The organism is Clostridium moutaii (assembly GCF_041205085.1).
GTDB classification, from domain to species: Bacteria; Bacillota; Clostridia; order Clostridiales; family Clostridiaceae; genus Clostridium_B; species Clostridium_B moutaii.
Window position 1 is genome coordinate 121,756 of sequence record NZ_JBGEWD010000007.1, and the last position, 13,588, is coordinate 135,343.

A 13,588-nucleotide genomic window follows, 5' to 3' on the forward strand; every position below is an offset into this window, starting at 1 on the left:
TCTGCAAAATTTAAAAATTAAATACTTTTAATAGATAATAAAAAATCACTTTCAACAATAGGTATTTTACATATCTATATTGAAAGTGACTTGTATTTTACATATGAATATTTTATGTATTTCTGAACACAATCGATTAAGCAGCTTATTTAACGTATATTTACTCACTGTCATTAAATAATTGATGCTTTTTAGCCTTCAAATTCTTCAGGAAAATCTGCATTGTGGTAAACATCCTGAACATCGTCATCTTCTTCAAGTTTATCTATTAACTTTTGAACTTTTTCAGCAGTTTCCATATTAACAGATATAGTGTTATCAGGTATCATGGTAATATCCGCTGACAGAAAATCCAATCCTTTTTCCTCCAGTTTTTCCCTAACTGCTCCAAAATCCTCTACAGCAGTAATTATTTCAAACACTTCATCTTGGGAATCAAAATCCTCTGCACCAGCATCCAGTGCCTGCATCATAATTTCGTCCTCATCGATATCTTCTTTTCTCTCTATTATAATTTGTCCTTTGGTTTGAAACATCCATGATACGCATCCATTAGCTCCTAGATTTCCGCCATGCCTTGAGAATGCAGCCCTCACACTACTTGCTGTTCTATTTTTATTATCGGTCAATGCTTTTACTATTATTGCAACTCCATCTGGTCCATATCCTTCATAAACTATTTCTTCATAGTTTATTCCTTCCATTTCCCCTGAACCTTTTTTAATTGCCCTTGTCACTGTATCTTGAGGCATATTGTTAGCTTTGGCTTTTGCTATAACATCCCTCAATTTTGCATTGCTGTCTGGATTTGAGCCTCCGGTTTTAGCTGCGATAGCCAACTCTTTTCCTATTTTAGTAAATATCTTACCTTTTTTTGCATCTGCTTTACCTTTTTTTGCCTGTATATTATGCCATTTTGAATGTCCTGACATATAAATTTCCTCCCAACTTACAGTTTATGATTATTTATATTAATTACGCAAACTGTATTATATCATATAAAAGCGTTTAACTACAAATATAAAAGATCACTATATACCAGAAAATACTATTCTTTAATCAGAGCATTATCAACTTTAAAGTAAAATTCCTCATCTCCAACTATTAACTCACATTTTCCATTAGTTACATCTATAATTTCATTTATCAGCAAATCAACATCTTCCAGAATACAGTTTATTGACAATTGGACCTTATCAGCGTATTCTATATTTTCTATGGGAATAGATTTTTGTTCAAAAAGATACTTCAGTTTTCCCAAAACCTCATAATCTACAGATATGTCTATGGGCGAACCTTTTACTCTCTCCACTATCTTTGCCTCATCAATGGATAGTGCAGCAGATTTTGAATAAGCTTTTGCCAATCCTCCTTTGCCCAAAAGTATTCCTCCAAAATACCTTGTAACCACTATTACTACATCTGTTATCACCTTTTTTTTAATCACTTCTAAAATAGGTATTCCTGCAGTTCCCTGTGGTTCTTTGTCCTCGTTATATCTCTGAATATTCATTTTCTCTCCAATTACATATGCATATACATTGTGTGATGCTTTAGGATTTTGTTCTTTTACTACATTTATAAACTTTTTAGCATCAACCTCAGTGTATACCCTTTTTATACTGCCTATAAATACGGATTTTTTTTCTTCAAACCTAGAACAGGCTTGATCCTTTATTGTAAAGTACCCCAATATTACCCCACCTTTCAAAACATCCCTCATCAAATCATTTCATAATATAATAAATCATATTATCATAAGCTTATTTAATATTTGAATTCCTTTTTTTATATTCTCCTTGCTTATATGTGAAAATCCAATTTTAAAATATTTTTTACCTTCCAAAGGGTTTTTATAATATAATGAACCTGGAGTAATTAAGACTCCCTTATCTCTCGCTTTTCTAAAAAGATTTATAGAATCTATTTTAACATTATCCTTGATTTTCAAATAAAAATGCAGTCCCCCTCCCGGTTTTATAAAGTCAATCTTATCCTTCAAATACTCAGTTATACATTCTTCCGTGTATATATATATATCCTTGTATTTTATATTCAAGGTATTTATGTAATCCTTCCACATACCTTTTCTAATATACAAATCCAGCGCCCTTTGCATAAGACTAGATGTAGCTATGTCTGTATTGATTTTAGAGTTTTGAATATTTTCCTTGAATTTTTTAGGAGGTATTAAATAGCCAATTCTTATACCAGGTAAAAATATCTTTGAAAAACTCTTTATATAAACAACTCTATCATTATGATCCAGACTCTTAAAACTATTATATTTTATATTACTATCATAAATCAATTCTGAAAGATAATCATCTTCTATTATGTAAAAATCGTATATCTCTGCCAGCCTCAATATTCGACTCTTTTTATCATTATTATAGCTTATACCTGATGGATTCTGAAAATAACTCATAGTATAAAAACATTTTATATTATTTTTCTGGAGTATTTTTTCAAGTTTATCCACATTTACCCCATTTTTCTCAACAGGAATTTCAACTATTTCTGATCTTCTGGACCTAAACACGGATAATGCCCCGCTGTAAGTTGGTTTTTCAACTATTACACTATCATTTGTATTTAAAATAGACTTTGAAACTACATCTATTCCCTGTTGTGCTCCAGAAATTATAAGTATATCCTCCTTATTTATATTTCCCTTCCAAAAAATATCACTTATGCTTTTTCTCAATCCCTCATATCCCAAGGGCTCTTGATAAATTAAAGCTCTAGGGCCATCTCTGTCCAATACCTCATTTAAAACATCTTTAAAAAGATTTATTTTAAAAAATTCTCCACTGGAAGTCTCTCCTGTAAAATCTATGTAATCTCCTATTTCACTGCTGAATATTTTCTTTAAAGCTCTGGAATATTCTCTATTAAGATTTCTATTCATATCTTTTCTTTTAGCATAGGTTCCACTTCCCATTTTTTGAACAGCATAGCCTTCACTTTTAAGCCTTTTATAAGCGTTTACTATGGTAATATTATTTACTTTTAAAAATTGTGATAATTCTCTTATAGAAGGCAATTTTTCACCGTCTTCTATTTTATTTTTATCTATTAATTTTTTTATATGCTCTTCTATTATTAAATACTTAATTCTCCCCCCGCTTAAATCCATGAAATACTTATTCAATAGAAAATTCATTTCCTTCCTCTATATTATTTAAAAATAATTTATACACTATTTTATATCACCACAATATCACAAAAATAAAAGATTTAGTACTAAAATTTAAAATTTTTAATACCAAATCTTATTATTACATTATAAAGGAAAAACATTTAGATAAAATATACATTTTCTTTAAATAAAGGGGTGCCATTTTTCATCTTGTAATCCCTGGTTTCCCTTTTAATTAAATTCTTTTTCCACAATTCATTTAAAATTTCCTCCACATTTATATTATAATTATAAAACAATTCGTCATTCCTTATATCTTCCGAACTTAAAAAGCAATCTTTTTCCCTCATGTAATTCAAAAGTATCTTTGCAACATTTCTGATATTTTTATCTACATTTTTCTTTAAATAATCCATGGTGTCTTTTATAGCCTCTTCCACTTTTTTAGCATCATTAAAAAACAAATTATCCACACACAATTTAAAATCATCATTTAAATTCATAGCTATAGTCACGGCATCTTTACTTATCATATGTCCTGATGAATTTATATATAACTTGGAAAATTCCTCTATTGATCGTACTGCCGCAATATATGAAGTATGTATTCCGTCATTCTGAAGATACTTTTTACATATACTCATATTTTTAAATAATTCCCCAAGATAAAACATATTCCATCTTTCCCTGTCCAAATCTGGATAATATCTGCCCACATCATATTTAGATGTTATATCCATATCTTTAGAAAATATTAATCTGGATGAAGATATTATTCTGTGAATAAATCCACCCTTTAAATCTCGTTCAGGTAACTGCAAAAAATTGCCTTTACTCATGAGTTTAACATGAATAGGGACACCTTCTTCTTCGGTGTATAAGTTTTTCATATTATCCATATTATTGTCGCATATCACAAGTAAATCAATGTCAGATTCATCCCACAAGTCCCCTGTAATCATACTTCCAAAAACCATAGCTGCGAGAATAGAATCATTAGCTTTAAGTCTTTCGATAACAACATTAAAAGCTTTTTGATATTGTAAAATAGTTTTTTCCATTTCAATTAGCCCCCTTTAAAATTTTGCTGTATAAAAATTATATTGTATATACATTATACAATTATATACTATTCTTTTCATAAAAATTCAATATTTTAATTTAATTTGGGATAAATATTTACAATAATAAAAGGTATCTACAGATACACACCTTTTTAAGTATTCTATCTATAGGTACCAATTACAATATTAAGCGCTGTTCCCTTAACATTATTAATTATTTTCGATTAATTATTCCTGTTTTTCAAAATCACTCTTTGGAACTCCGCAAAGTGGACATACCCAATCTTCTGGCAAATCCTTAAATGGAGTTCCCGGTTTAACACCAGAATCCGGATCCCCTACTTCAGGATCGTAAACATAACCACAAGCAGTACAAACATATTTATCCATTTTAATTCCTCCTATATAATATAATCTATATTAAATTATGGCACAATCCATTTTTTAAGTCAATACATGCTATCATATAATATGTATTATTATTTAATCATAAACTCCTTGAATCTATTATACATCCTTTCATCCACTAATACGCTTATATACGTTCCCCCTTCTTTATACTCTTCTTCTTCCACTTTACAATTGCTATGCATAAATGCCACTAGAGACTGTTCTGTATATGGAATCAAATATTGAACCTTTTTCATATTCATGGGAAGCAAATTTGATATTTTTTTTAAAAGTTCTTCCAAATTAGTACCGTACTTAGCCGATATACAAACTATATTCAAATTTGTATATTGGGATATTATATTATTTATTTTTTCCTCACTTATTTTATCTATTTTATTCAATACCATAATAATGGGCTTCTCTCCTATTGAAAGTTCCCCCAACACTTTATTTACTGCTTCTATTTGTTCTTCTACATAGTTAGAGGATACATCCACTACATGTAATATTAAATCAGAATAATTGATCTCCTCTAAAGTGGATTTAAAAGACTCTATTAAATCATGAGGAAGCTTATTTATAAAACCTACAGTATCAGTAATAGCGGCTATTCTTCCATCTCTCAATTCTACAGCCCTGGTAGTCGTATCCAGAGTAGCAAATAACATATCTGCTTCAAATACTTTTTCTTTATGAATATTTTCATCTGGAACAGCTATTTCACATAGTTTATTCCTCAAAGTAGACTTTCCTGAGTTAGTATATCCAACTAGAGAAACTTTGCACATTTCATTTCTCCTCTCTCTTTGTGTACTTCTAACCTGTTTTATCTTTTTTAGTTCTCTATTAATTTCATATATTTTTTCTCTAATATGTCTTCTATCGGTTTCCAATTTCTTTTCTCCAGGTCCTTTAGTACCTATACCTGCCCCTGTCCTAGAAAGAATTATACCTAGTCCAGATAGTCTGGCCAATCTATACTTAAGCTGTGCAAGTTCTACTTGCATTTTAGCTTGCTTGCTCTTTGCCCTGGTAGCAAATATATCAAGTATTAGAACAGTCCTGTCTATTACCTTTACGCCTAAATTATCTTCTAAATTTTTTATTTGGGATCCAGATAGTTCATCATCAAAAATAACTATGTTTGCATCTTCTATTTGGCATATCAATCTTACTTCATCCACTTTTCCCTTTCCAATATAAAAAGCAGCATCTACAGTATCTCTTTTTTGAAATACCTTTCTCAAAGATTTTACACTACAGGCTTTGGCCAACTCTTCCAGCTCATTTAAACTCTCTTCATTATCTGTCCCCACAAGTATTGCCCTTTCACCTTTTTCTTCTAATATATTTTTTAGCCTTAAGGTTTCTTCTATTTCATGTATCTTTCTCAATATATCATATTCAATTGCTTCATCTACAGTTAGCTCATTTGAAATTTCTGATATAATCGCCCCATCTCGAATCTTGCAAAATCCCACACTTATTTTAATATCATCCGGCTTAATTCCTATGGCAGCTATACAATCCAGTCTTAATTTTATCAATGCTGAAATATCTACTGTGGAAAGTTGAGCTGTACCATTTGGATGAGTATGTACTACTCTAATACCTGAAAGCCTATTCTTTAAAAAACTAACTCCCTCCATATTTACAGTACTGCTGTCTCCAATTGTCACATTTACAACTTTTCCTTTTCTATCAATAGCTGTGCTTATTTCTCTATTTAGATAAATAGAGAAGCTGCAAATTATCTCCATGATTTCCCTACTGCACACACTGTCCTTAGGCACCCTCATATCATAAATTTTTTCCAATTTATCTAATATGGAATTTTTTATTCCCTCAGTATTACCATATATCAAAATATCATCTCCAATTTTTTAATTCACACAATAAATTCAATTACAGATATACCTTTATCCTAAGGCTGCCATTGCTAACACTCCCATCCTATTCGAAGCGGGAGCATAAGCACTGTTACGCCCCTGGATTGGCTCTTTTAAGGTTCGGTGCGAAAATCCACCAAATCTAAGAATAACCTTATTACTTTTGTATAATTTTATACTAGATAAAAAACATTGTAAATACCAAAAACTTCAATTTTGCCTACTTAAGTAAAATAATTTTATTACTCTTTAACATGATCATTGAAAATTGACAAAAATATTGCTAATATTAATAATATAATTTTGTGTTTATTGAAACTAATGTTTTAATATATATTACTGGAGGTTTGTAATGGAAAATAAGTCAAAGAATATACTGATAACTAAAGATCAGATTGCAGGTAAAATAAATGAACTTGGAAAATTGTTGAGCCAGGAATACAAGGGTAAAAATTTATATGTATTGTCCCTTTTAAGGGGAAGTTTTATATTTACATCGGATTTAGTAAGAGAAATAGATCTTCCTTTAAAAATAGGTTTTATGACGACGTCAAGTTATGGGGCTTCTGAAACATCATCCGGAAAAGTAAAGATTCTAAATGGTATATTAGATGATATTCACGGATATGATGTATTAATTGTAGACGATATAATAGACACAGGAATAACTATGAATTTTGTCATAGATTATATAAAATCCCTGGGTGCTTCCAGTATAAAATGCTGTGTATTATTGGATAAGCCAGAAAGACGAAAAGTTACTTTAAAACCAGATTTTTATTGTTTTAAAATTCCTGATGTATTTGTTGTCGGTTATGGTCTTAATTATGGTGACTATTATAGAAATATACCTTACATATTTAACTGGAACTAATTACATTCATACCTTGTTTTAGGAGAAAAAATATAGGTCATCACCAACAATTTTTTCTCCTAACAATCTTTTACAACTAGTTTGGAATTTTAAATCCTGCTTTATCAAGTCCTAGATTTATAGCTGTTTCCGGAACTTTACCCAATATAATGGTTTCTGATATAGGCACCTCATTTTTTACTTTTATATCTTCAATCCCCAGTGGAATTATAATTCTCATATTTGTATTCACTTGAACATATATTTTATGTCTGGATTGATTTATCCCCACGCTTTCGAAACTAGATAAGTATTTAGTTTCTATATATCCTACAGGCTGCATTTTAACAGTAATGTTAGGACCAAAAAACGCCAGCAAATTGTTTTTCATTATATACCCCAATGGAAGTTTTAATCCAACCTTTCCTATATTTTTTAGCCTTTGTTGACATTTAATAGCTACATCACAAGCTATTTTATTCATCTTTAATGTATTTGCTCTTATCATGACTATGTTTCCCTGTTTATCTTTCTCTATATCTATAATATCCTTGTAATCAAATTGTTTTGAATACTCTTCTATGATTACCGAATTTATAGTTTCAGTAATTATGGCTCTGGTTTGTACATCAGCAGCTGTGACAATTGCTGGACTTATTTTGGCATTTACAAAATAAATACAAAATCCTAAAATTATTAAAATGAATCCTATTATAAATATACCCTTCACTTTATTGTCAATTACCTTAAATATTCTTATACCTATCACACCCTTATTATCATATACCATAATATATGATAACAATTAATCCTTTATTTATCTAAAAATTTTATATATTTCATTAACACTTTAATTTATGTTATAATAATTTAAATGTAAAGGTTAAAACAAGGAGGACAATTATGGTCAAAAGACATAAAAAGACCCAAATCAAGACTTTTAAAAAGGTGGCTATCATTTTATCTGGCTTGTTAATAATAGCACTGTTAGTGTCAATAGGTATGTCCCTGGCAATTATAAAAAATTCTCCCAAACTGGATGTAACTCAGATATTAAATTTAAGCGAGCCTTCTGTTCTATATGATGATAAGGACAATTTAATGGATGCAGTGGTTACTCCTCAACAGAGAACGGTAATCCCATTTAGCAGTATGCCCCAAAATTTAAAAAATGCCTTTGTCAGCATAGAAGATCAACGATTTTACAATCACAGGGGAATAGATTTAAAAAGACTTATTGGAGTAATATTCATAGATATTAAAAGCAAATTTACAAAGAGTTCAGATATTCAGGGTGCATCTACAATAACACAACAACTGGTGAGAAGTATATTTTTATCATCTGAAGTATCTTACAAAAGAAAATTACAGGAAATATATCTTTCTCTGAAACTCGAAAAAAAATTAAGCAAGGACCAAATACTAGAAGCATACATGAATACAATTTTTTTAGGTGGCAGAGCTTTAGGTGTTGAAGCTGCTTCTAATCAGTATTTTGGCAAATCTGCAAAAGATTTAAATTTAATTGAATGTGCCTTTATTGCCGGTATGCCTCAAAGTCCATCTGTATATTATCCATATTCTCCAGCCTCCCAAAAGAATCCATCCATATATTTGAACAGAACTGCTACTGTAATAAAAAAAATGTATGAAAATGGATATATATCTCATTCTCAATATACCTCCGCTATAAATGACATTTCGACAGGTAAATTGGATATTAAACCACAACCTACTGTAAATAATGGCTATAATAACGAATGGTTTACGGTACCTGTAATTAATTCAGTAAAAAAGGATTTAAAATCTAAATATAAGTATAGTGACGAACAAATAGAAAACTTACTTATGTATGGTGGTTTAAAAATACATACTACAATGAATAAAGACCTACAAGAAAAAACTGAAAACACCTTGGACAATGACAGTATTTTTCAAGCTTCATCCTTAGACAAGAATGGAATAGTACAGCCTCAAGCTTCTGCTGTAGTTATGGACTACCATTCTGGAGAGGTTAAGGCTCTAGTTGGGGGAAGAGGTAGTCAACCTGCCAGATCTTTTAACAGAGCTGCATCCCAAAATTATTTAAGACCTGCAGGCTCTAGTATAAAGCCATTAACTGTATACAGTCCTGCCATAGATTCAAAAAAATTTACGGCGGCCAGTATATTTGAAGATTCTCCATTATCAGATGATATTGCAAATAAATATGCTACTAGTGGAGAACCCTATCAGCCTAAGGATGACGAGTCAATCGGCGGTAATATGACTTTAAGAACTGCACTAACCCATTCCATAAATTTAATAGCAGTCAAATTAGAAGATAAATTGGGATTAAAAACCGGAGCTGATTATGCAGAAAAATTTGGAATAACTTTAGATGAAGATGACAGAAACAGTATATCCGCCTTATCACTTGGACAACTTCATCATGGCGTAAATACCCTCATAATGTCTTCGGCCTATGGTGTATTTGGAAATTCCGGTATATATACTTATCCTAAACTTTACACCAAGGTAGAAGATAGAAATGGGAAAGTTCTATTGGACAATAGCACCAAGACAAAAAAAGTTCTTTCTCCTCAAAGCAGCTATATACTATATGACATGTTGAAAGGGCCTGTCAGTGCAGAAGGTACAGGTCCCAATGCCAATTTTGGAGATATGCCTGTAAGAGGTAAAACAGGTACTTCCAGTAACAACAGGGATCTATGGTTTTGTGGGCTGACTCCCTACTATTCTGCTGCTGTATGGATTGGGAACGACGATAATTCCGTAATACAAGGGGTTTCTAGTGGTTCCATAAACAGTAATTCAGCTGCTAAACTTTGGGCGGACATAATGTCTCCTTTTCATGAAGGTTTACCTGCAAAGGATATTGAAATGCCTTCTGAAATAGTAACTCAGGCAATTTGTTCTGAATCTGGCAAACTACCTATTTCAGCCTGTTATACAGATCCTACGGGCAGTAAAGTTTATAATGAATTCTTTATATCTGGTACTGTTCCCACGGATTATTGTGACATACATCATTCCTGGAATATATTTGACTATTTTTCAGGTACTAAAAACAAAACAAATAATAAAAATAACAATGAAGATCTTAAACATAACAATAACAATAGTACAAAAGGAAATGACAATAATTTAAACAGAGGTGATATTACATTACCTGATAGCACTCCAAAGGATGGCACAAATAGCGGTGAAAACACCACAACAGATTCTAACAATATACCTTCTAAGACATCTGATTTAAATAATTAGAAATCATTTATCCAGGGACGCAGCAGTGCTTATCATCCTAGCTTTACAAAGCCGGCGGCCCTGAGATAAAAAAAGGCCTGCTGAAATTTAAATAATATAATAAATTTCAGCAGGTCCTTTTTAATAATTATCCACCTAAAATTTTTCTCATTGTTTTTAACACTTTTTTTTCTATTCTAGAAACCTGTACTTGATTTATGCCTAACATCTTTGCCACTTGAACTTGGGTCTTATCCTTAAAATATCTGAGCATTATAATTTGTCGTGACTTTACATCCAGATTTTTAAGTGCTTCCTTAAGTGCAATTCTATCTACCATTTCTACATCTTCATTGGGATTCTCACTTATTTTATCTATTAAAAGAACTGGTGAACCATCATCCTGATGTATAGTATCATAGAGGTATTGCAAGCTGGTAGCAGACTCTGTAGCAAAGATCAGATCTTCAACCTCAACGCCAGAATATTCTGCTAACTCTTCTACAGTAGGCTCCCTATTTAACTTTTTTGTCAATGTTTCCCTATCATAGTGAAGTTTCTTAGCTGTGTTTTTTACACTTCTACTAACCTTTATCATTCCGTCGTCTCTTAAAAAGCGCTTTATTTCACCTAATATCATGGGTACTGCATATGTAGAAAATTTCACATTATAACTTGGATCAAAATTATTTACTGCTTTCATAAGACCCATACAACCTATTTGAAATATATCCTCATACTCATATCCTCTATTTAAAAATTTTTTACTTATAGCTGATACCAATGGTAAATTCAATTCTACTAATTTATTTAAGGCGTTCTTATCCCCTTGCTTGGCATATTTAATCAATTCCAAGTTATCTTCATAACTATACTTTAATTTTTTTACTGCTTCTTCACTCATACTATTCACCTAACTTAATGAATTAAAAACTTTTTTCATTATTAATCTTGTCCCTTTATTTTTTTTAGATTCTACTCTAAGTGAATCCATAAAAGTCTCCATTACAGTAAATCCCATTCCTGATCTTTCAAGATCAGGCCTTGATGTATAAAGAGGTTGTCTGGCCAGATCTATGTCTTCTATACCTATTCCTTGATCTTCTATAACTAAAGTAAGTTCTCTATTTTCAATAAAAGCTTCAATTTCAACTGTACCCTCTTTATTTTCGTAGCCATGAATAATAGAATTTGTAACAGCCTCTGAAACTGCAGTTTTTACATCCGTTAATTCCTCTATTGTAGGATCCAACTGAGATACAAAAGCTGCTACCGCTACTCTCGCAAAACTTTCATTTTGTGATTTGCTAACAAACTCTATTTTCATACTGTTATCGTACATAATATTTATCCCCCCATTAAATATTCGCAATTGCTTCCTCAACGCTGTCATAAAGCTTTATAATCTTAAACAAGCCTGAAAGCTCAAATACTCTTTTTACCAAGTCAGTTGCTCCTGCAATACACATAGCACCATTTTTCAAATTTAACTTTTTATATCTTCCAATTACCACCCCTATTCCAGAACTGTCCATAAAACTCACCCCTGAAAAATCCATTATGAGTTTATCTAATCCATCTCTGTCCAATCTATCATCAATTTTATTTCTCACCTCTTCTGCACTGTGGTGATCTAGCTCTCCTTTTATGCCGACTATAAGTTTATCAACTCTAACTTTAAATTCCAAATTCATAAATTATCCAAAGCTCTACTAAGATCATACTGCAAAACCGCTCATATAATTTTAGCGTTAAAATATTATTTTAACTTTAATTTACCATATAACATATGAAGGCCTTAATGTTATATGACTAAAGTTCAATACATAAACTTTAGCATATGCAAAATATCGCATAGTCCGAGCCAGACATTCTTACCCCCCCTCTGTTATTTTTTATGTAATATTTCTGTAATCTATGGAATAAAACATTCACCTTAATTATTATTCTATACGTGTCATAATTTTCCTTTTTTTTTCGTTAGTCATTTTATTATTTATTTTTACCATGTATTATGTTTTTAAACATATATCTAAGTTATTTTTAAAAATACCCCAGTTTCAGATTTTCTTGGCAAAAAATTTAAGTCATAATAAAAAAGGCACATTCAATGAGTTTATTGCCCTATTGGATGTGCCTCTTAATTGCAACTGAAACTTTAAAATAAATATATTTATTTAGTTAAATCTTCTACAAACTTTGGAAGTACAAAACAAGCTTTGTGCAATTCTTTTGTATAATATTTTGTATTTATATCTACAGTAGAAGATAAATCCACCTTCTGCGGATCATATTTTTTGGAACCCAATGTAAAACTCCAAAATCCACTTGGATAAGTTGGTATTCCGGCCATAAATAGTTTTGTCACAGGGAAAACAGATTTTGCATCCCTATAAACACCTCTTACCACTTCAGGTAAATAAAAAGGAGTTTCAGTTTGAGCTACGAATATGCCGTTTTCTGTCAGGCATTCATATATTTCTTTATAAAAACTTCCACCAAACAAACCTTCTGCAGCACCAAAAGGATCTGTAGAATCTACTATTACAACATCAAAACTGTTTTTATGCTCATGGACATACTTTATTCCATCTCCAATGAAGATTTCACATTTTGGATTTTCTAGAGCACAGCTTATTTCAGGAAGATATTTTTTACATTCATCTATAACCTCTCTGTCAATTTCACAGAGAACAACTTCTTTCACTGTAGGATGTTTTAAAATCTCTCTTACTGCACCACCGTCTCCTCCTCCAACCACAAGTACCCTTTTAGGATCCGGGTGGGTAAATAAAGGTATATGGGTTATCATTTCATGATAAACATATTCATCTTTAATAGTAGTTTGTACTATTCCATCTAAAACAAGCATTTTTCCAAAACTGTATGTATCTACTATGGCTAAATCCTGATGCTCAGTTTTTTTTGTAATCAAAGTTTGTTTTATTTTATATGTCATAACAGCATCCTCAATTTGCCCTTCTTTTAACCATAAATCCAT

The 13,588-nt window shown here is 31.1% G+C and carries 13 protein-coding genes; 2 read left to right on the forward strand and 11 right to left on the reverse strand.

Annotation, left to right across the window (positions count from 1 at the left end; all coding sequences use genetic code 11):
* Nucleotides 1-191: 191 nt before the first annotated feature.
* From AB8U03_RS09105 to hflX, 6 genes are all read right to left on the reverse strand, one after another.
* Nucleotides 192-932 carry a YebC/PmpR family DNA-binding transcriptional regulator gene (locus AB8U03_RS09105; protein WP_369704233.1) on the reverse strand — a complete coding sequence of 247 codons (741 nt, stop codon included), beginning with the start codon at nucleotides 930-932 and terminating at the stop codon, nucleotides 192-194.
* A gap of 116 nt (nucleotides 933-1,048) precedes the next feature.
* Complete coding sequence (locus AB8U03_RS09110; protein WP_369704234.1) at nucleotides 1,049-1,693, reverse strand: YigZ family protein; 645 nt, start codon at nucleotides 1,691-1,693, stop codon at nucleotides 1,049-1,051.
* A 54-nt stretch (nucleotides 1,694-1,747) separates the two neighbouring features.
* Nucleotides 1,748-3,166, reverse strand: a complete 1,419-nt coding sequence (gene pdxR, locus AB8U03_RS09115; RefSeq protein ID WP_369704235.1) for a MocR-like pyridoxine biosynthesis transcription factor PdxR — start codon at nucleotides 3,164-3,166, stop codon at nucleotides 1,748-1,750.
* Between the two features lie 137 nt (nucleotides 3,167-3,303).
* Nucleotides 3,304-4,203 carry a nucleotidyltransferase domain-containing protein gene (locus AB8U03_RS09120; protein ID WP_369704236.1) on the reverse strand — a complete coding sequence of 300 codons (900 nt, stop codon included), beginning with the start codon at nucleotides 4,201-4,203 and terminating at the stop codon, nucleotides 3,304-3,306.
* Nucleotides 4,204-4,434: 231 nt separating this feature from the next.
* Entirely contained in the window at nucleotides 4,435-4,596 is a 162-nt protein-coding gene (gene rd / locus AB8U03_RS09125; RefSeq protein ID WP_369704237.1) for a rubredoxin, read from the reverse strand.
* Between the two features lie 89 nt (nucleotides 4,597-4,685).
* Nucleotides 4,686-6,464, reverse strand: coding sequence for a GTPase HflX (gene hflX / locus AB8U03_RS09130; protein WP_369704238.1), 1,779 nt, complete (start codon nucleotides 6,462-6,464; stop codon nucleotides 4,686-4,688).
* 376 nt (nucleotides 6,465-6,840) lie between these two features.
* On the opposite strand from hflX, the gene hpt reads away from it, so the two are divergent.
* Nucleotides 6,841-7,362 (forward strand): hypoxanthine phosphoribosyltransferase, encoded by a 522-nt coding sequence (gene hpt, locus AB8U03_RS09135; protein ID WP_369704239.1) that lies wholly within the window; start codon nucleotides 6,841-6,843, stop codon nucleotides 7,360-7,362.
* Between the two features lie 76 nt (nucleotides 7,363-7,438).
* Here the strand turns inward: hpt and yunB are convergent, their stop codons facing one another.
* Nucleotides 7,439-8,131 (reverse strand): sporulation protein YunB, encoded by a 693-nt coding sequence (gene yunB, locus AB8U03_RS09140; RefSeq protein ID WP_369704240.1) that lies wholly within the window; start codon nucleotides 8,129-8,131, stop codon nucleotides 7,439-7,441.
* A gap of 113 nt (nucleotides 8,132-8,244) precedes the next feature.
* On the opposite strand from yunB, the gene AB8U03_RS09145 reads away from it, so the two are divergent.
* On the forward strand, nucleotides 8,245-10,608 hold the full coding sequence (locus AB8U03_RS09145) for a transglycosylase domain-containing protein (protein WP_369704241.1): 2,364 nt from the start codon (nucleotides 8,245-8,247) through the stop codon (nucleotides 10,606-10,608).
* A 127-nt stretch (nucleotides 10,609-10,735) separates the two neighbouring features.
* On the opposite strand, the gene sigF is transcribed toward AB8U03_RS09145, so the two are convergent.
* The 4 genes from sigF to speE all read right to left on the reverse strand — a co-directional run bounded on the left by sigF (nucleotide 10,736) and on the right by speE (nucleotide 13,588).
* Entirely contained in the window at nucleotides 10,736-11,491 is a 756-nt protein-coding gene (sigF, locus tag AB8U03_RS09150) for an RNA polymerase sporulation sigma factor SigF (RefSeq protein WP_369704242.1), read from the reverse strand.
* A gap of 9 nt (nucleotides 11,492-11,500) precedes the next feature.
* A complete protein-coding gene (gene spoIIAB / locus AB8U03_RS09155; protein ID WP_369704243.1) occupies nucleotides 11,501-11,929 on the reverse strand; it encodes an anti-sigma F factor in 429 nt (142 codons plus the stop codon).
* A 16-nt stretch (nucleotides 11,930-11,945) separates the two neighbouring features.
* Nucleotides 11,946-12,281 (reverse strand): anti-sigma F factor antagonist, encoded by a 336-nt coding sequence (spoIIAA, locus tag AB8U03_RS09160; RefSeq protein WP_369704244.1) that lies wholly within the window; start codon nucleotides 12,279-12,281, stop codon nucleotides 11,946-11,948.
* Between the two features lie 479 nt (nucleotides 12,282-12,760).
* Nucleotides 12,761-13,588: a polyamine aminopropyltransferase gene (speE, locus tag AB8U03_RS09165; protein ID WP_369704245.1), complete on the reverse strand. Its 828-nt coding sequence runs from the start codon at nucleotides 13,586-13,588 to the stop codon at nucleotides 12,761-12,763.

Bases quoted from the DNA above. Each gene is read 5' to 3' on its own strand.
- AB8U03_RS09105 (WP_369704233.1), bottom strand. From the start codon at position 932: ATGTCAGGACATTCAAAATGGCATAATATACAGGCAAAAAAAGGTAAA.
- pdxR (WP_369704235.1), bottom strand. From the start codon at position 3,166: ATGAATTTTCTATTGAATAAGTATTTCATGGATTTAAGCGGGGGGAGA.
- AB8U03_RS09120 (WP_369704236.1), bottom strand. From the start codon at position 4,203: ATGGAAAAAACTATTTTACAATATCAAAAAGCTTTTAATGTTGTTATC.
- rd (WP_369704237.1), bottom strand. From the start codon at position 4,596: ATGGATAAATATGTTTGTACTGCTTGTGGTTATGTTTACGATCCTGAA.
- hpt (WP_369704239.1), top strand. From the start codon at position 6,841: ATGGAAAATAAGTCAAAGAATATACTGATAACTAAAGATCAGATTGCA.
- yunB (WP_369704240.1), bottom strand. From the start codon at position 8,131: ATGGTATATGATAATAAGGGTGTGATAGGTATAAGAATATTTAAGGTA.
- AB8U03_RS09145 (WP_369704241.1), top strand. From the start codon at position 8,245: ATGGTCAAAAGACATAAAAAGACCCAAATCAAGACTTTTAAAAAGGTG.
- sigF (WP_369704242.1), bottom strand. From the start codon at position 11,491: ATGAGTGAAGAAGCAGTAAAAAAATTAAAGTATAGTTATGAAGATAAC.
- spoIIAB (WP_369704243.1), bottom strand. From the start codon at position 11,929: ATGTACGATAACAGTATGAAAATAGAGTTTGTTAGCAAATCACAAAAT.
- spoIIAA (WP_369704244.1), bottom strand. From the start codon at position 12,281: ATGAATTTGGAATTTAAAGTTAGAGTTGATAAACTTATAGTCGGCATA.
- speE (WP_369704245.1), bottom strand. From the start codon at position 13,588: ATGGATTTATGGTTAAAAGAAGGGCAAATTGAGGATGCTGTTATGACA.